Annotated in this window: 15 protein-coding genes; 5 read left to right on the top strand and 10 right to left on the bottom strand. The window is 74.2% G+C overall.

Annotation, left to right across the window (positions count from 1 at the left end; translation table 11 throughout):
- Nucleotides 1-155: 155 nt before the first annotated feature.
- Nucleotides 156-683: a DUF5994 family protein gene (locus tag AB0P06_RS00995; protein WP_363604060.1), complete on the top strand. Its 528-nt coding sequence runs from the start codon at nucleotides 156-158 to the stop codon at nucleotides 681-683.
- Nucleotides 684-717: 34 nt separating this feature from the next.
- On the opposite strand, the gene AB0P06_RS00990 is transcribed toward AB0P06_RS00995, so the two are convergent.
- The 3 genes from AB0P06_RS00990 to AB0P06_RS00980 form a co-directional block, all read right to left on the bottom strand.
- On the bottom strand, nucleotides 718-969 hold the full coding sequence (locus tag AB0P06_RS00990; RefSeq protein WP_363604059.1) for a hypothetical protein: 252 nt from the start codon (nucleotides 967-969) through the stop codon (nucleotides 718-720).
- 87 nt (nucleotides 970-1,056) lie between these two features.
- Nucleotides 1,057-1,302: a hypothetical protein gene (locus tag AB0P06_RS00985; RefSeq protein ID WP_363604058.1), complete on the bottom strand. Its 246-nt coding sequence runs from the start codon at nucleotides 1,300-1,302 to the stop codon at nucleotides 1,057-1,059.
- A 68-nt stretch (nucleotides 1,303-1,370) separates the two neighbouring features.
- A complete protein-coding gene (locus tag AB0P06_RS00980; RefSeq protein WP_363604056.1) occupies nucleotides 1,371-1,862 on the bottom strand; it encodes a DUF5994 family protein in 492 nt (163 codons plus the stop codon).
- A 413-nt stretch (nucleotides 1,863-2,275) separates the two neighbouring features.
- Between AB0P06_RS00980 and AB0P06_RS00975 the strand changes: the two genes are divergently transcribed.
- Entirely contained in the window at nucleotides 2,276-3,370 is a 1,095-nt protein-coding gene (locus tag AB0P06_RS00975; RefSeq protein ID WP_363604054.1) for a hypothetical protein, read from the top strand.
- 374 nt (nucleotides 3,371-3,744) lie between these two features.
- Here the strand turns inward: AB0P06_RS00975 and AB0P06_RS00970 are convergent, their stop codons facing one another.
- Nucleotides 3,745-6,489, bottom strand: coding sequence for an AAA family ATPase (locus tag AB0P06_RS00970; protein ID WP_363604053.1), 2,745 nt, complete (start codon nucleotides 6,487-6,489; stop codon nucleotides 3,745-3,747).
- Nucleotides 6,490-6,707: 218 nt separating this feature from the next.
- Here AB0P06_RS00970 and AB0P06_RS00965 point away from each other — a divergent pair, with 218 nt between their 5' ends.
- The 3 genes from AB0P06_RS00965 (at nucleotide 6,708) to AB0P06_RS00955 (ending at nucleotide 10,663) form a co-directional block, all read left to right on the top strand.
- Complete coding sequence (locus AB0P06_RS00965; protein WP_363604051.1) at nucleotides 6,708-7,085, top strand: nuclear transport factor 2 family protein; 378 nt, start codon at nucleotides 6,708-6,710, stop codon at nucleotides 7,083-7,085.
- A 128-nt stretch (nucleotides 7,086-7,213) separates the two neighbouring features.
- Nucleotides 7,214-8,626: an MFS transporter gene (locus AB0P06_RS00960; protein WP_363604049.1), complete on the top strand. Its 1,413-nt coding sequence runs from the start codon at nucleotides 7,214-7,216 to the stop codon at nucleotides 8,624-8,626.
- A gap of 135 nt (nucleotides 8,627-8,761) precedes the next feature.
- Nucleotides 8,762-10,663, top strand: a complete 1,902-nt coding sequence (locus AB0P06_RS00955) for a prolyl oligopeptidase family serine peptidase (protein ID WP_363604047.1) — start codon at nucleotides 8,762-8,764, stop codon at nucleotides 10,661-10,663.
- A gap of 64 nt (nucleotides 10,664-10,727) precedes the next feature.
- On the opposite strand, the gene AB0P06_RS00950 is transcribed toward AB0P06_RS00955, so the two are convergent.
- The 6 genes from AB0P06_RS00950 to AB0P06_RS00925 all read right to left on the bottom strand — a co-directional run bounded on the left by AB0P06_RS00950 (nucleotide 10,728) and on the right by AB0P06_RS00925 (nucleotide 16,808).
- Complete coding sequence (locus AB0P06_RS00950; RefSeq protein WP_363604046.1) at nucleotides 10,728-10,988, bottom strand: hypothetical protein; 261 nt, start codon at nucleotides 10,986-10,988, stop codon at nucleotides 10,728-10,730.
- Nucleotides 10,989-11,243: 255 nt separating this feature from the next.
- The gene (locus AB0P06_RS00945) at nucleotides 11,244-12,035 is read right to left on the bottom strand and encodes an SURF1 family protein (protein WP_363604044.1); all 792 of its coding nucleotides are present in this window, start codon (nucleotides 12,033-12,035) and stop codon (nucleotides 11,244-11,246) included.
- 239 nt (nucleotides 12,036-12,274) lie between these two features.
- A complete protein-coding gene (locus AB0P06_RS00940) occupies nucleotides 12,275-13,705 on the bottom strand; it encodes a hypothetical protein (protein ID WP_363604043.1) in 1,431 nt (476 codons plus the stop codon).
- Entirely contained in the window at nucleotides 13,698-14,243 is a 546-nt protein-coding gene (locus AB0P06_RS00935; RefSeq protein WP_363604200.1) for a SigE family RNA polymerase sigma factor, read from the bottom strand. The genes AB0P06_RS00940 and AB0P06_RS00935 overlap by 8 nt, the downstream gene beginning before the upstream one ends.
- Before the next feature lie 235 nt (nucleotides 14,244-14,478).
- Complete coding sequence (locus AB0P06_RS00930; protein ID WP_363604041.1) at nucleotides 14,479-15,531, bottom strand: aspartate-semialdehyde dehydrogenase; 1,053 nt, start codon at nucleotides 15,529-15,531, stop codon at nucleotides 14,479-14,481.
- A complete protein-coding gene (locus tag AB0P06_RS00925; RefSeq protein ID WP_363604040.1) occupies nucleotides 15,528-16,808 on the bottom strand; it encodes an aspartate kinase in 1,281 nt (426 codons plus the stop codon). Before AB0P06_RS00925 ends, AB0P06_RS00930 begins: the two co-directional genes overlap by 4 nt.
- Between the last annotated feature and the right edge of the window lie 218 nt (nucleotides 16,809-17,026).

Here is a 17,026-nt window from a genome sequence, read left to right as displayed (position 1 = left end):
TCACCGAAGGCACTTCGCATGCCGGCACCGGACACTGGCGTCGTCTCCGGCGAGTGGCAATGCCGGATCCGGCCCCGGGCGGGTCCGGGGACAGGTCCTTGATCATGACTGCGACGCTCGATCGTGCAACGACGCCCGCTGCCCTGGAACCCGCCGTGCGGCTCTCCCTTGCGCCCGACGGCGCGCGGGCCGGACGCCTGGACGGAGCCTGGTGGCCCCGCTCGCGTGATCTTCTTCTCGAACTCCCCTCCCTGGCAGCCGAAATCGACGGGCGGTGGGGCCGGATCACCCGGATCACCGTGAATCCCGCGCAGTGGCCCGTCATCCCCCGGCGCATCCCGGTCACGGGGCACACCGTCCATGCGGGCTGGTTCACCACCGAGCAGGACGAGCACACGATCGCGGTCTACTCCTACGCTCCGCGTCGGCTGAACCTGCTGGTCGTCCCGCCGGCGACGGATGCCGTCGTTGCCGCCCGGCTGATGTCCGAGGCGACCGCTCCCGCCAACACCCGGACCGCGAGTGAGCTGCTCGCCGCCGAGGCGGACAGCGGTGCGGCAGGGCAGGAGTTCCGCCCCGACTTCCTGCCGTCGGCCGCCGCGCCGGGCGACGGCCCCGGCGAGGCGGGAAGGCGCGCGGACGTCGCCCGGAGCAGGGCCGCTTCCTGGCCGGTACCGGCGTAGCCCGCGGACCCTCGTCCGGTCGGGGCCTGGCGCGTCACTCGCGTGACCACTCGGTTTCGGCCTGGGGCTCGCCGGTGGGGTCGGGCCCGTCCCAGAGGCGGATCCTGATCGCCCGGGGGCCGGGAGCGGGCCGGGAGAGGGTGCGGACGAGCACGTCCCGCAGGTGGTTGGCCGCCCGCTGGGGCGGTCCGTCGTACTCCAGCGGGTCCGGCAGGGGTGCGTCGTCGTGCCGGGACCAGCGGCCGTCGTCGTCCTGGGTCTCGAGAACCCACCGGTAGCGCGGCATCCTGGCCTCCTGTGACAACGAACCTGCCCCAGGACAGACCGTAAGGTCCGGACCGGGCGACGGCGACCGGTGAACGTCCGGTGCCGGTTAGTACTCGGAGCCGCTTCGCAAGTAGGTGCCCGCGACCTGGAGCCACGCCGAGGCGCTGAAACACGCTTCGACCGCGTGCGGAGTGTCCTCGAAGACGCGCAGGATCCGCAGTGCCCCGCTCGGGTGCAGGTCGTACTCGTACGTCAAGCCGTCGGCAGTGTCCTGGTACTGCATGTCCAGCGGCCCCTTCGACGGCTCCGATGGCGACCGGGCGTCGGTCGAGAGTTTCACGTAGACGGACATTTCGCCGCCTCGCCTTTCTGTCTTCGAGGAGTCCGCGTTCAAGGAGTCCGCGGTGGAGACCGTCCCCCTCAGGTCGCTTCGGCCGGAGGCTCGGCGCCGATGCCGGTGGCGATGAGGATCTGTCGGGCCGAGTCGGTACCGTCGGCCTGGACCGCTCGCGTCATCGCGGCAAGAGCCGCTTCCTGGCTCGCCTGCGGGGGGACGACGAGCAGACTGAAATGATCGCGGTCGCCCCGCGTGATGATCACCGTGTCGTCACCCACCGGATACCGGTCGATCCGCACCGACCGGCCGTCGACGACCAAACGGGCCGGGACGTCGTCCCACGCCTCCGCGTCCAGACCAACGCTCGCGACGGGCCCCAGATGCTCGGTGAGCGCGGCGACCAGACCGGGCAACTCGGCGCCGATGTCACGCGAACGAGGCCACCACGCGCCGTCGAGCAGCCCCTCGCGCGACCGCGTGGTCTCCAGACGCAGCAGCACCGTACCCGGCCTCGCCGACTGCCGGAACCGGTCCGGCAGAAGCCCCGGGTGCGGAGCACCGGATTCGTCCGACATGGCTCGCCACCTATCCGCAGGAGCAGGTCGGGGCCTGCTGACGTAGGGGGCGCCCCTTCGGTTGCGGCGGCGTTGCGGCGGCTCGGGTCGTCCCGCATATCCCCACGCTACTCCGCCCGTGCCGGGCCGGGCCGGCCGCTCGCCCCGTTTCTCCTTCAGGACATGGGAGAGCGCGCACACGACCGCGCGCACACCGTCCTCCGACCGCCGGCACGGTCGACTCGGTCGATGAGCTGCTCCTCCCCTGCCGTGTTGCCCGGTGCTGTCGCGACCTGAGGGCGGTCGGGTGGGACGGCTGCCGGTGCCGCCGTCACCTGGGTGGCGGTGGGGCCGTTGGGAGGAGTATGAACTCCTTTGCTGAAACGCGGCCCTTTCCTGGCCATCATGGGCCGACGAGCGTGCCGCTTCCGTATGTGGGCCAGCAGATTCAGACCACGCACCTGCAGCGGCTGGACACCGATCGTTGGGATGCGCGGGTGCCGGCCGGGCAGCTGGTGGGGCTTGGCGAAGCCTTCGACGCGGCTGAGCGGTTGGCGGCCAGGCGTGACTTTCTGGCGGGTTCGCCCCAGAACCTGGAGCGGGAACGGGTACTGCGGGAGCGGCCCGAGGACTACGGGGTCGTCGGGCGGTTGATGCTCGGCGCCGAGAACGTCCTCTGGGTTCCGGACGGCAGCCGGACCAGCGGCACGGTCCAGCTTCTCGGGCCCGAGTGCACCGACGGGTACCAGCGGATCGCGCTGGTCGCCCGCCTGGCCACGGACCTCTCGCCGGCGCACCTGGACCGGGCGGTGCTCGATGTCCGGATCGTCACCGGACCGGCCCGTGAACAGGCCCGGGCCGAGCACGACCGGGCGTACCTCTACCACCACCCGACCACCGCGCAGGATCTGCTGACCCGCGAGCCGGTGATGTGCCGGCTGGTCAAGCAGTTCGACCGGGACCGGCTCTACTTCCGGCTGCACCGTGGTGAGCGACGTGGTCCCCACCGGACCGGGTACTCCGTCGACGAGGCGACGACGGCTCTCGCGCTGTTCTCCTGCGACGCCCTCCCCGCTCTGGGGCATCTCGCCCTCGACGAGAGCGGGCGCGAGGAGATCTGGTGGGAGCCGTCCGCGCCGGCGTTCCGGGCACTGTTCAACCAGAAGACGCAGGCGACCGGCGTCCGCATCGCCATCATGATCCGTCGGACCGTTCACCGTGTGCTCGCGGAGATGAGCCGCGTCCGGTCGGACCGGCACTGGCACTTGCTGGAGGACGCGCCCGACCTCGTGGTCTGGGCGGTTGCCCGCAACCTGCCGATCGATCGGCTGCATGACGATGAACGGGCACCTGACGCCCCGGCATGGGAGAGCATCCACGACCACGAGGTGCCTGAGCTGACCCGCCGGACAGCCGAGCGGATGGTCAAGGGCTACCTGAAGGTGCGCCCGAAGGGGGTGCACCGGAAGTCGGAGGTCGGGGAGCTCTCCAAGTGGCACGAGATCCTCCAGGCGGCCAAGGTGATCTGAGCCCCTGAGGGGCCGCCGGGAACGCGCAGTCCACCGCTGTCGCCGTAGGTGCCGATCTTCGCCAGTCCGCCGACCGGTTCGGCGGTGAGCGGCACGGAGGGGCGGACGGGCGGGACGTAGTGCGGCCGGCTCAGGGTGGGCACGACGGACCTGGAGCACCGCGAAGGCGGCCAGGGCGACCGCCATGGCGTCTGCGCCCGGACGTGTGCCTGGTGGACACCAGGATGCCGGGACCGGACGGTACCGACGTCACCCGCGCCCTGGCCGGCCCCGGTGGCTCGGGGTCCGCAACCGGGTGGAGATCGCCGCCTGGGCCTGGGAGAGCCGGCTCATGGACTCCACGGAGCCGCAGGCCGACGGATGGCCTGCGGCGTTCAGAGCAGGGCCGGGAGGTCGGCGCGGGAGGTGATGCCGAGCTTGGGGTAGGCCTTGTAGAGGTGGTGGCCGACCGTGCGGGGGCTGAGGAAGAGCTGGGCGGCGATGTCCCGGTTGGTGAGGCCCTGGGCGGCGAGCCGGACGATCTGGAGTTCCTGCGGGGTGAGGGTGGTGAGAGGGGAGCCGTCGGTCGGCGGGGTGGGCGCGGTGGTGCCGGTGGCGGTGAGTTCGGTGCGGGCGCGGTCGGCCCAGGGGCGGGCGGCGAGGCGCTCGAAGGTCTCCAGGGCGGCCCGCAGGTAGGGGCGGGCGTCGGTGCGGCGGCGTTCGCGGCGCAGCCACTCGCCGTAGAGGAGGGCGGTGCGGGCCTGTTCGAAGGGGCGGTGGGTGCCGTCGTGGAGGCGGAGGGCGGCGCGATAGGCGGCTTCGGCGAGTTCGTCCGGGCCGAGCAGGGCCTGGCAGCGCAGCCGTAGCGCCTCGGCCCAGGGCTGGGCGGCGGCGCCGGCCCAGCGGGCGAAGCGCTCGTACGGCTCCGCGGCACGCTCGGGGGTACCGAGGCGGACGGCGGCCTCGACCAGGTCGGGGACGGCGCGGGTGGCGCTGACATGGTGCCGGTAGCGGCCGGTGGTGAGGGCTCGGAGGCGGTCGGCGGCGCCGGCGGCCCGGCCCTGGCCGAGGTCGAGAACGGCGAGCGCCCACTGGGCCCAGGGCTCGCCGGGGGCGGGGGCGGCGGACCGCGGCGCGGTGGTGAGGGCGGTGGCGGTGCGGGCGGCGCACTCCTCGGCGGCGCCGCCGAGTGCGGCCAGGAAGCCGAGCAGGGCGCTGAGCTGGCTGACCCACTGGTGCTGGCCGGTGTCCCGGGCGAGGGCCAGCGCCTCGGTGGCGGTCACCTCGGCGTCACGGTGGCGGCCGTGGAAGAGCTCCGCCTCGGCGAGGAAGAACTGGAGGGTGGGCAGCACCCCGATGGTGCCCTTGGCCCTGGCCTCGGCGATGAGTTCGCCCGCGAGTTCGATGGTCTCGGCGTCCCGGCCGAGGACGAGGGTCACGCCGCAGAGCTGCACGAGGTCGCTCGGGGTCTCGGCACCGGCCCGGCGGGCCACGGCCGCGGTGTCCCTGGCGGCGGGCAGCGGCGGCGCGGGGTGGCCCAGGGCGGGAAGGACGGCGGCCGGCAGATGGCGGGCCAGCGGGGTGAGCGGGTCGCCCTCGGCGAGCGGGAGCCGGGCCAGCCGGTCGAGGACGACGGCCACCGGCTCCTCGCCGACGTACCAGGCGGTGTGAAAGGCCTGGAGGAGCATGCGGGCCGCGTGCGGCGCCTCGATGTCGGTACCGGCGGCGTCCAGCAGCAGCCGGTAGGCGGTGGGGTAGGAGCCGCGCCAGAAGTGCGCGGTGGCCCGGACCTGGTCGAGCAGGGCGTGGGCGAAGGGGTTGTCGGTCCGGGCTCCGGCCCGGTCGGCGAGCGCCTCGGCCTGTGCCAGCTTGCCCTCCTCGGTGGCGGCTTCGGCGGCGAGCACCAGGCGGCGAGTGGCGCCGTCGCGGTCGGGGGTGAGTCGGGCGGCGCGCTCGTACGCGGCGGCGGCGCCACCGTGGCCGCCCCGGGCCTCGGCCCGTACGGCGGTGCGTTCCAGCGCGTCGGCGAGGTCGGCGTCGGGGGCGGTGGCGGCGAGGGCGAGGTGCCAGGTGCGGCGGTCGCCGTCCTCCAGCGCCTCACCGATCGCCCGATGAACCGTCAGTCGCTGCTGGAGTGGCGCCCGTTGGAGGATGGCGGCGCGCAGCAACGGGTGCCGGAAGGCCAGTCGGCGGTCGGCGGTGGTGGTGACCAGGCCCGACTCCTCGGCGGGCGCGAGGTGTTCGGCGGTCGCCCCGAGGACGGCGGCGGCCGGGAGAATGACGTCCAGGTCGCCGTTCTCCTCGGCGGCGGCGACCAGCAGCAGGTTCTGGGTGGCCGGCGGCAGGCCGGTGACCTGGCCGTGGAAGGCGATCTGCAGGCGACTGGTGAGCGGCAGGACGCCGGGGGTACCGGTCGCGGTGGCGGACTCGCAAAGGGCGATGGGGAGTTCGGTGAGGGCCAGCGGGTTGCCGGCGGCCTCGGCGAGCAGCCGTCGCCGGACCTCGCCGGGGAGTTCCGGCCCGGCGCGGGAGGCGAGGAGTCGGGCCGCGTCCGGCTCGTCGAGGCCGGACAGCCGGAGCTCGGGCAGACCGGCAACCGGGAACGCCTCACCGGGGCCGCCCGGCGGGCCAACGTCCCGGGCGGCCAGCAGCAGGACGACTCCTTCCGCCTGGAGCCGACGGGCGGCGAGCAGCAGCGCGTCGAGGGATGCCCGGTCCAGCCACTGTGCGTCGTCCACCACGCACAACAGCGGCTGTTCGGAGGAGAGTTCGGCCAGCAGGCCAAGGGTGGCAAGGCCGGTGAGCAGCCGGTCGGCGGGCACGGTGGCGGTCTCGCTGAGCCCGAACGCGGCCTCCAGTGACCGGCGTTGCGGTCCCGGCAGAGCGGGGAGCCGGTCCAGGCCGGCCGCAAGCAGCAGACTGAGCCCGGCGAAGGGGAGTTCGGCCTCGCACTCGACGCCGGTGGCCCGGATCACCCGGAACGCGTCACCCGCCGCCGCGACCGCGTGGTCCAGCAGCGCGGTCTTGCCGATGCCCGGCTCGCCGCGCAGCACCAGCACCCCGCTGCGGCCGCCCCGCGCCCCGTCGAGCAGCCCGTCCACGGCGGTCTGCTCCCGCTCCCTGCCGTACAGCGTCCCCATCCCCCGACCCTACCGATCCGGCCGCCGGCCCGCCCCTGGCCGGTCTGCTCGCCCACTCGCCCGCCGACAGCGCACCGGCAGGCCACCAGCCAGGTACGTACGCCGCTACCTATGCGTGACGGATTCGGTCGCCCCGCGATCTCCGTACCGTCATGACCAGCGGGACCGAGCAGCGGGGAAGGCCCACCGAACCACCCCGCAGGACAAGGGAGATGACCATGAACGACATCCAGCCGGCCGACCTCCAGCAGCTTGCCGGGCGCTACGTCGCCACCTGGAACGAGACCGACCCGGCCACCCGCCGCAAGCTGATCGACGAGCTGTGGGCGGAGGACGGCAGCTACACCGACCCACTGGCGGCGGTCACCGGCCGGGACGGCGTCGACGCCCTGATCGGCGCGGCCCAGGAGCAGTTCCCCGGCCTGGAGTTCACCCTCGGACCGGTCGACGCCCACCACAACATCGCCCGGTTCACCTGGAACCTCGGACCGGCCGGGGCGGAGGCCCTGGTGATCGGCTTCGACGTGCTGGTCGCCGGGCCGGACGGCCGGATCGCCTCGGTGCACGGCTTCCTGGACCGCGTGCCGGGCGCCTGAGCCATCGCGGACGGCGGGGGCGGACACGCCTGGTCCGCCCCCGCGCCACGGGCCCCCAAAGACAAAACGCCCCGCCCGCGACCGGCGCCCGACTCCCCCGAGGAGAAACCGAGTGAGGAGCAACCGAGATGAGCACCGCCCTGCGCACCCGGCCGGTCACCGGGGACAACCCGGCCCCCTCCCCCAGGGGCCTGCTGCCGGTGGTCCTGACCGCCACCTTCATGACCGCCCTCGACGCCTTCGTGGTCAACGTCGCCATACCGTCCGTCCAGGCCGATCTCGGAGCCGGACCGGCCGCTGTCCAGTGGGTCGTCGCCGGCTTCGGCCTGGCGCTCGCGGCCGGCCTGGTCACCGCGGGGCGGCTCGGCGACCGCTACGGACGGCGCCGGGTGTTCGCCCTCGGCCTGGCCCTGTTCACGCTCGCCTCGGCGGGCTGCGGCCTGGCCCCGACGGCCTCCGCCCTGGTCGGCGCCCGGGTGGTCCAGGGCCTGGCGGCCGCGTTGATGGGCCCGCAGGTGCTGGCGATCCTGCGGACGGCGTTCAGTGGCGCGGCGCAGGCCCGGGCGTTCGCGAGGTACGGGCTGACCATGGGCCTCGGTGCGGTGTTCGGCCAGCTGATCGGCGGCGCGCTGATCCGGGCGGACCTCTTCGGCCTGGACTGGCGCAGCTGCTTCCTGATCAACCTGCCGGTCGGCCTCACCGCCCTCGCGCTGGTCCGCCGCTGTCTGCCGGAGTCGCGCTCCCCGCACCGGCCCGGCCTGGACCCGGTGGGCGTGCTGCTGATCACCGTCGCGCTGACCGCTCTGGTGCTGCCCCTGATCCAGGGCCGCGAGGAGGGCTGGCCGCGGTGGACCTGGCTCTGCCTGGGCGGCGCGGCCGCGCTGCTGGCCGCCTTCGCCGCGCACCAGCACCGGTCCCGTGGCACCGGCTCGCCGCTGGTCGACACCCGGCTCTTCCGGACCAGGTCCTTCGGTGCCGGTCTGCTCGCCCAGCTCGCCTTCTGGCTCGGGCAGGCGTCGTTCTTCCTGGTGCTCGCCCTGCACCTGCAGCTGGGCCGCGGTCTGGACGCGCTCGGGGCCGGTCTGGTGTTCACCGCGATCGGGGTCGGCTACCTGCTCACCTCCACCACCGCGCACCGCTTCGCCGCCCGCCTCGGCCGCCAGGCGGTCGCGCTCGGCGGGCTGCTGATGACCGCCGGGCTGGGCCTGCTGGGCCTCGCCGCGTACGGCGGCGGGACGACCGGCAGCGTCTGGTGGCTGGCGCCCGGCCTGTTCGTGGACGGCCTCGGGATGGGTCTGGTGATCGCCCCGGTCACCTCCGTCGTCCTGGCCGGGGTCGAGCCGCGGCTGGCCGGTTCGGCGGCCGGGGTGCTGTCGACCGTCCAGCAGGTCGCCGGGGCGCTCGGGATCGCGCTGATCGGCATCGTCTACTACGGCACCGGGGACCCGGTCGCGGCTTTCGGCCGGAGCGTGGGGGCGCTGGCGGTGCTGGAGCTGCTGCTGGTGGGCCTGGTGCAGCTGCTGCCCCGCCGGGCGGGCTGACCCGCCGCCCGGGGAGCGCACGGTCCTCGGGGAGCGCGGTCGGGCCCGGCCGGGCACCGGTCGGGCACCGGTCGGGCACCGGTCGGGCCCACCCGCCCGTTCCGTTCACTCCCCCCGATCGGGTTGGATGGACGGATGAGCGAGGAGAAGAGCGCCGTACCGGCGTGGGAGCAGCGGTTCAGGGCAGCACGCGTCTCACTGCCGGACTGGGCCGAGGACGCCCCCGAGCGGGCACTGTACGTGTCCAACGCGACCGGTACCTACGAGGTCTACGCCTGGGACCGCGCGACCGACACCCACCGCCGGGTCACCGACCGGCCGAACGGCACCACCGACGCCGAACTGTCCCCCGACGGAGCCTGGGTGTGGTGGTTCGACGACCACGACGGCGACGAGTTCGGCATCTGGCGCCGCCAGCCCTTCGCCGGGCGTCCGGGCGGCGAGGACGGCCCCGACGAGGAGGCCGTGCCGGGCCTCGCCCCTTCGTACTCGGCGGGCCTGGCGCTCGGCCGGGACGGCACGGTCGTGGTCGGCCGCTCCACCGACGAGCAGGGCACCACGCTGCACCTGCGCCGCCCGGGCGCGGCCGAGGCGGTCGAGATCTACCGGCACGAGGAGTACGGCGGCGTCGGCGACCTCAGCTACGACAGCTCCCTGCTCGCCATCGACCACACCGAGCACGGCGACGCCATGCACGCGGCGATCCGGGTCGTGCGGCTCTCCGACGGTGCGACCGTCGCCGAGCTGGACGAGGTCACCGGCCGTGAGGACCCGCGCGGGGTCGCCTGCCTCGGCTTCGCGCCGGTGGACGGCGACACCCGGCTGCTGGTCGCCCACCAGCGCACCGGCCGCTGGGAGCCGATGATCTGGGACGTCGCGACCGGCGCCGAGACCGCGCTGCCGCTGCGCGACGAGCACGGGCGCGAGCTGCCCGGCGACGTCTCGGCGCAGTGGCGCCCCGGCGCGCGGGCGCTGCTGGTCGAGCACGAGTACGAGGCGCGCAGCGAGCTGTTCTCGTACGACCTCACCGACGGGGTGCTGACCCGTCTGGACACCCCGCGCGGCACGGTCGGCGGCGCGACCGCCCGCCCCGACGGCACCGTGGAGTTCCTCTGGTCGTCCGCCGCCGAGCCGTCCGCCGTCCGCTCCACCGCCGGAACGGTGGTGCTGCGGGCGCCCGGCGCGGTGCCGCCCGGCTCGGTGCCGGTCGAGGACGTCTGGGTGGACGGACCGGGCGGGCGGGTGCACGCCCTGGTGCAGCGACCGGCCGGCACGGGCCCGTTCCCGACCGTCTTCGACATCCACGGCGGGCCGACCCACCACGACAGCGACTCCTTCGCCGCCGGCCCGGCCGCCTGGCTGGACCACGGCTTCGCGGTGGTCCGGGTCAACTACCGCGGCTCCACCGGCTACGGCCAGGCCTGGACGGACGCGCTGCGCGAGCGGGTCGGCCTGATCGAGCTGGAGGACATCGCCGCCGTCCGCGCCTGGGCGGTGGACAGCGGGCTCGCCGACCCGGCCCGGCTGGTGCTCGCCGGCGGCTCCTGGGGCGGCTACCTCACCCTGCTCGGCATCGGCGTGCAGCCGGAGAACTGGACGCTCGGCGTCGCCGCCGTGCCCGTCGCGGACTACCTGACGGCGTACGACGACGAGATGGAGGCGCTGAAGTCGCTGGACCGCACGCTCTTCGGCGGAACGCCGGAGGAGGTGCCCGAGCGCTGGACGGCCTCGTCGCCGCTGACGTACGTGGAGCAGGTGCGGGTACCGGTCTACATCAGCGCCGGGGTGAACGACCCGCGCTGCCCGATCCGGCAGATCGAGAACTACGTCGAGCGGCTGGAGCGGCTGGGCAGGCCGCACGAGGTCTACCGGTACGACGCCGGGCACGGCTCGCTGGTGGTGGAGGAGCGGATCAAGCAGCTGCGGCTGGAGATCGACTTCGTGCGACGGCACCTCGGCGGAACGGGCGGCGGGGCCGGAGGCGGACAGGACCAGGATCAGGACCAGGCCGGGGCGGCCGACGGGGGGAACGGGTGAGACGTCTGCTGACGCTCATGGGGGTGGGGGTGGCCGGGGCGCTCGTGCTCACCGGCTGCTCGGGTCAGGACAGCAGCAGTTCGGCGGACTGTCCGCCGCCCGCCGCGCCGCAGTCGACGGCTTCGGCCTCGGCTCGGGCGACTGCGGCGGCGACGGCCTCCGCCACGGCCGCGGCCGTGGCGGAGGAGGGGGGCACGGCCGTGCGGGCGGCCTTCCGTACGACGGAGGTCGCGGCCGGGGAGGACGGTGGGACGGTGCTGCTCGCCAAGGGCTCGTCCGGGTCGAAGGGGTCCTCCTCCGGCTCGAAGGGGTCCAAGGGGTCCAAGGGCGGGCGCACCACGCGCCACCACACCGACCACTACGACTCGGACGACAACCGCGGCGGCGGCAGCGGCAGCCGGTGCGGCCGGCAGGCACCACCGACCCAGTCACCGTCGCCGGCCCTGACGCCGCCGTCGCGGTCACCGGTCCCGGCGCCGTCCCTGCCGGGCGCGCCGTCCAAGCCGGTCGCACCACCCGCGAAGCCGTCCCGCTGAGCCGAGCCGAGCCGCCGAGCTGAGTTGAGCCGGGGCGGGCGGCGCTACTCCAGGACCGGGTCCAGCCCGAGGGCCCGGTCCTGCTCGGCCTCGGCCTCGCGGCGCACCAGGCGGAACCACATGAAGACCACGAAGCCGCCGAAGACGAACCACTCCAGGGTGTAGCCCAGGTTCTGGAACGCGCGCAGGGTGAGCCCGTTGCCGCCCTGCGGCTGCACCGTCGGCACCGTGCTCAGCCCGGCCGGCACGGCGTCCGCGGACACCCAGCCGTCGTACCAGCCGTCGTAGGACAGCACGTTGACGAGCGCGGCCCGGTTGATCGTGCCGAGCTGGCCGGACGGGAGACCGCCCGCCACCGCGCCACCGCTGCCGCTGCTCTCCCCGGCCTGCAGGCGCCCGGTCACCGTCACCTCGCCGACGGGCGGTACGGCGGCGGCGGACGCGCCCTCGGCGGGCGTGCCCGGTGCCCAGCCCCGTACGACGGCGACGGCACGGCCGTCGCCGGTGCGCAGCGGGGTGAGCACGTAATAGCCCTGCTTGCCGTCCACCACCCGGTTGGGCACCAGGAGTTGGTGCTCCTCGTCAAAGGTGCCGGTCACCGTGACGGCTCGGCCGACGGTGTCGGTGGTGACCTGCGGCCGGGCGGCGTCCAGCAGTTCGTCCAGCGGCTTGGCCACGCCGGCGTCGTCGACCGCCCGGCTGATCTCCTTGTGCGAGGAGACCTTGTCCTCGAACCGCCCGAGCTGCCAGGAGCCGAGCCAGAGACACACCGCCACGGCCGTCACGGCCAGCGCGGTGCCACTCAGCCAGCGCGGGGTCAGGAGGAACCGGTACACACCCCCCACGGTAACCACTCCTCACACCTCTCCCGACCACAGGGGTGCCGCGCCGCGCCTCCCGAACATCGGGAACCGCTGCCGGGGCGTCCACCGGGGCGTCCGCCGACGGGAGTGGAAAGTCGGCCGGGCCGACTTCCCGGGCACCGTCCGGCCCGCACCGTCCGGCCCGCACCCGCCTGGCCCGGCGCAGGACCGGCGCGGGTTCAGCCCCGCCTCACTCCGGCCTCACCCCGGCCTCACCCCGCCGACGGCGAGGCGCTCGGCTGTGCGCTCGGCGCCGGCAGGGCCTGGGGCGCCGTCCGGTAGACCGTGCCCGCGCAGGCGCCCGGAAGGACGGCCGCGGCGGCGACCGGGCCGCCCGGGGCCGGGGTGTGGGCGAGGGTGACGGCGGGCGGCGGGACGGTGGTGGCGGTGGCCGTGGGGCTGGGAGCCGAGGTCGGCCCGGCCGTCGGCGAGGCGGACACCGGGGGAGGCACGCTCGGTGCCCCCGAGGCGCTGGCCTCAGGGGCACCGCCGGTACCGCCCAATCCGTCGGGCTGCGACCCCGCCAAGGTGCCCGAGCCCGAGGTACCCGAGCCCGTGCCCGAGGTGCCCGAGCCACCCGGGGCGGCGGGCGCGCTGGGCGATGCCCCGCCCGGCACCGGGCAGCCGGTGTCCGGCACCCAGCCGAAGTCCACCCGGTACCCGGACTGCGGTGCGAGCACCAGGCCCTGGCCGCCCCCGTTCGCGGCGGACCCGTTCGCGGCGCCCGTCCCCGCGGCCGCGTCCGGGGCGGGCAGCCCGGTCGCCGGGTCGCCCGCCGTGTGGTCGGCCACCCGGATCCGGCTCTGGTCCGTCCCGGCCGTGGCGGTGACCGCCACCGAGCCCGGACCGCCGAGCCGGCAGCTGCGCGCGGAGGTGTTGAACACCGTGAAGTGCCCGTAGATCTTCCCTCCGCCGTCGGCCGCGCCGACCGTCGAGGTCCCGCGGCCGAGATCCGCCCTGGTGCAGAGCGGGACCAGCGGGTCGCCGGTGCTGGGCGCCGGGGCCGGGCTGGACGCTCCGGCCCCCGCTCCGGCCTTGCTCGCGCCGGGGCTGGGCGGGACGGTGGCGGATCCGGACGGCCGGCCCTGGTCGCCGGGCCCGTCGGCGTCGGGGTGCGGCAGCCGGCCCGGCCCGGCGGAGTCGGCGCCGGCCGTGGCGCCCGCGGACGCCGGGGCCGCACCGCTGTGGGCACTGGGCGAGCCGGGGCCGCTGGAGAGGTCGAGGCGCTCGCCGGAGCGCAGGGCGGGCAGCACGATGGCCACCGCGGCCACCAGCGCGGCGGCCCCGGTCAGGGCCCCCCGGCGGGCGGCCCGGCGGCGGGGCACCGCACGGCGGATCCGGGGCAGGCCGGCCGGGTCGGGCTGGACCTCGGCCACCGCCCGCTGCATCAGCGAACGGACCAGCAGCTCCTCGGCGTTCAGCCCGTCCAGGTCGCGGTCCTGCTCGCCGGTGTCCCGTGCGGCCCGCGTGGCCCGTACGTCCCATGCCGCCGACGCTTCCTGCGCGGCCCGGGTGTCCCGCGTGCTCCGTGCGCCACCCGAACCGCGTGCGCCGCTCCCGCCCGGTGCGCCGTTGCCGTCTCGTACGCCGCTGCCGCCCGGTACGCCGCCCGGGCCGTGGGCGTCGGTCCGGTCCTCAGCCATTCCCGGCCTCCATCTGGACCCGCAGCGCGGCGAGTCCACGCGAGCCGTACGCCTTCACCGAGCCGAGCGAGATGCCCAGGGTCTCCGCGACCTGCGCCTCCGTCATGTCCACGAAGTAACGCAGCACCAGAACCTCCCGCTGACGGCGTTGCAGACCCCGCAGCGCGGCCTTCAACTGATCGCGCTCCAGCGCATCGTAGGCGCCTTCTTCTGCACTGGCCATGTCAGGCATGGGCTTTGGCAGCAGCCGCAGACCGAGGATGCGGCGACGCAGCGTGGAGCGGGACAGGTTCACCACGGTCTGCCGCAGATAGGCGAGCGTCTTCTCGGGCTCGCGCACTCTCCGCCGGGCCGAGTGCACCCGGATGAACGCCTCCTGCACCACGTCCTCGCAGGTCGAGAGGTCGTCAAGAAGCAGCGCGGCCAACCGCAACAGCGAGCGGTAGTGGGCCTGATAGGTCTCGGTGAGCAGGTCCTCGCTGGTACCCGCGTCGGTGTCCGCGCCGGAGTCCGCCGCGCCGGGTGCGACCGCCGTCATCTGGCTGTCTTCCGGCCTATCCGCAGGCCACTGGGCGCGCGGCGAGAACGTCACCGCGACCGTCGTCGAGATGCCCGCCCCTGCCCCCACCATCACGTTCGCCACGCCCGTTGGACACTCGATCCCCTGTCATGGTTGCCCAGCCCGCGAGACATTCTCGCGCATGGCCGAATCCCCCTCCAGGGGATCCGAGGGGGATTCCTGGCAGGAATGCGGAGCAGGGTCTGTCGGCCCCTCAGCCGGACAGCTCGCCCACGACCAGTTCGGCGATCTGGACGGCGTTGAGCGCCGCGCCCTTGCGCAGGTTGTCGCCGCAGAGGAAGAGGTCCAGTGCCGCCGGGTCGTCCAGCGCCCGCCGCACCCGTCCGACCCAGACCGGGTCCGTCCCGACGACATCGTTCGGCGTGGGGTACTCCCCCGCCGCCGGGTCGTCGTACAGCACCACGCCGGGGGCGTCCCGGAGGATCTCCTGCGCGTGCTCCTGGGAGACCTCGCGTTCGAAGACCGCGTGCACGACCAGCGCATGGGTGCGGACCACCGGGATGCGGACGCAGGTCGCCGAGACCCGCAGGGCCGGCAGGCCGAGGATCTTGCGCGACTCGTTGCGGACCTTCAGTTCGTCGGACGACCAGCCGCCGTCCATCAGCGAACCAGCCCACGGCACCGCGTTGAGCGCCAGCGGCGCCGCGAACGGCCCGTGGTCGGCGATCACCGCGCGCAGGTCGCCGGTCTGCTCGCCGACCTCGGTGCCCGCGACCAGCGCGACCTGCTCGCGCAAGGTGTCCACACCGGTCCGGCCCTCGCCGGAGGCCGCCTGGTAGGTGGCGACCATCAGGGCGCTGAGCCCGTACTCGGCGTGCAGCGCGCCGATCGCCGCGATCATCGCGAGCGTGGTGCAGTTGGGGCTGGCGACGATGCCGCGCGGACGGATCCGCAGCGCGGCCGCGTTCACCTCGGGGACGACCAGCGGGACGTCCTCGTCCATCCGGAACGCGCCGGAGTTGTCCACCACCACGACGCCCTTGGCGGCCGCGATGGGCGCCCACTGGGCGGAGACCTCGTCGGGGACGTCGAACAGCGCGACGTCGATCCCGTCGAAGACCTCCTCCGCCAGCGCCAGCACCTCGACGGGCTCCCCGCGCACGGTCAGCTTGCGGCCGGCCGAGCGCGGGGAGGCGACGAGACGGATCTCGCCCCAGATGTCGTGGCGGAGGGAGAGCAGGCCGAGCAGCACCTCGCCGACCGCGCCGGTGGCGCCGACGACGGCGAGGTTCGGCCGCCGGGTCATCGCCCGGTGCCTCCGTAGACGACCGCCTCGTCCGAGTCGCTGTCCAGCCCGAAGGCGCTGTGGACGGCGCGCACGGCCTCGTTGACGTCGTCGGCCCGGGTGACCACCGAGATGCGGATCTCCGAGGTGGAGATCAGCTCGATGTTGACGCCGGCCTCGGAGAGCGCCTCGAAGAAGGTCGCGGTGACGCCCGGGTTGGAGCGCATACCGGCGCCGACCAGGGAGATCTTGCCGATCGCGTCGTCGTAGCGCAGCGACTCGTAGCCGATGCCCTCCTTGACCCGGCCCAGCGCGTCGATGGCCTTCTGGCCCTCGGCCTTCGGCAGGGTGAAGGAGATGTCGGTCAGCCCGGTCGACGCGGCGGAGACGTTCTGCACCACCATGTCGATGTTGACCTCGGCGTCCGCGATGGCGCGGAAGATGCGCGCCGCCTCGCCCGGCTTGTCCGGCACGCCGACGACGGTGACCTTGGCCTCCGAAGTGTCGTGGGCGACTCCGGAGATGATGGCCTGCTCCATCTCGCCCCCTTCGGGCTGGTTCGGGTTGTCGTTGCTGACGATCGTCCCGGGAAGGCCCGAGAAGGACGAGCGTACGTGAATCGGGATGTTGTAGCGGCGCGCGTACTCCACGCAGCGGTCGAGCAGCACCTTGGAACCGGACGACGCCAGCTCCAGCATGTCCTCGTACGCGATCCAGTCGATCTTGCGGGCCTTCTTCACCACGCGCGGGTCGGCGGTGAACACGCCGTCCACGTCGGTGTAGATCTCGCAGACCTCGGCCCTGAGGGCCGCGGCGAGAGCGACGGCGGTGGTGTCCGAGCCGCCGCGGCCGAGCGTGGTGATGTCCTTGCTCGACTGCGAGACACCCTGGAAACCGGCCACGATCGCGATGTTGCCCTCGTCCAGGGCGGTGCGGATGCGGCCCGGCGTCACGTCGATGATGCGCGCCTTGTTGTGGACGGAGTCGGTGATGACACCGGCCTGGCTGCCCGTGAAGGACTGGGCCTCGTGACCCAGGGATTTGATCGCCATGGCCAGCAGGGCCATGGAGATGCGCTCTCCAGCGGTCAGCAGCATGTCGAACTCGCGGCCGGCGGGGAGAGGTGACACCTGCTCCGCGAGTTCGATGAGCTCGTCCGTCGTGTCGCCCATCGCGGACACCACGACGACGACCTCATGGCCGGCCTTCTTGGTATCGACGATTCGACGGGCCACGCGCTTGATGCCCTCGGCATCCGCAACGGATGAGCCGCCGTACTTCTGCACGACAAGGCCCACGTGCGCTCCTCGACTTGTGTCGTTTCCGGGGGCTCTGGGCCCCCGCACCCCCGGGGGGAGGGGGTTGTGCGGTCCGCGCCAGTCTACCGAGCAGGGGTGCCGCGACCGGCGCTTTCCATATGGTGAGACGTATGTTTCAGCAGGTGGGCGCCGTGCGGGGCGGTCCGACCGGCAGGTCTGCGGGGGATCCGGCGCGGCCCCGAAGAATCGGCGGGCGA

The sequence above is a fragment of the Kitasatospora sp. NPDC088351 genome (genome assembly GCF_040685575.1).
Lineage (GTDB): Bacteria > Actinomycetota > Actinomycetes > Streptomycetales > Streptomycetaceae > Kitasatospora.
The sequence above is the reverse complement of the archived record's forward strand: the minus strand, read 5'-3'. Positions and strand labels throughout refer to the sequence as shown.

Bases quoted from the DNA above. Each gene is read 5' to 3' on its own strand.
- AB0P06_RS00990 (WP_363604059.1), bottom strand. From the start codon at position 969: ATGCCGCGCTACCGGTGGGTTCTCGAGACCCAGGACGACGACGGCCGC.
- AB0P06_RS00985 (WP_363604058.1), bottom strand. From the start codon at position 1,302: ATGTCCGTCTACGTGAAACTCTCGACCGACGCCCGGTCGCCATCGGAG.
- AB0P06_RS00980 (WP_363604056.1), bottom strand. From the start codon at position 1,862: ATGTCGGACGAATCCGGTGCTCCGCACCCGGGGCTTCTGCCGGACCGG.
- AB0P06_RS00970 (WP_363604053.1), bottom strand. From the start codon at position 6,489: ATGGGGACGCTGTACGGCAGGGAGCGGGAGCAGACCGCCGTGGACGGG.
- AB0P06_RS00965 (WP_363604051.1), top strand. From the start codon at position 6,708: ATGAACGACATCCAGCCGGCCGACCTCCAGCAGCTTGCCGGGCGCTAC.
- AB0P06_RS00960 (WP_363604049.1), top strand. From the start codon at position 7,214: ATGAGCACCGCCCTGCGCACCCGGCCGGTCACCGGGGACAACCCGGCC.
- AB0P06_RS00955 (WP_363604047.1), top strand. From the start codon at position 8,762: ATGAGCGAGGAGAAGAGCGCCGTACCGGCGTGGGAGCAGCGGTTCAGG.
- AB0P06_RS00940 (WP_363604043.1), bottom strand. From the start codon at position 13,705: ATGGCTGAGGACCGGACCGACGCCCACGGCCCGGGCGGCGTACCGGGC.
- AB0P06_RS00935 (WP_363604200.1), bottom strand. From the start codon at position 14,243: ATGACGGCGGTCGCACCCGGCGCGGCGGACTCCGGCGCGGACACCGAC.
- AB0P06_RS00930 (WP_363604041.1), bottom strand. From the start codon at position 15,531: ATGACCCGGCGGCCGAACCTCGCCGTCGTCGGCGCCACCGGCGCGGTC.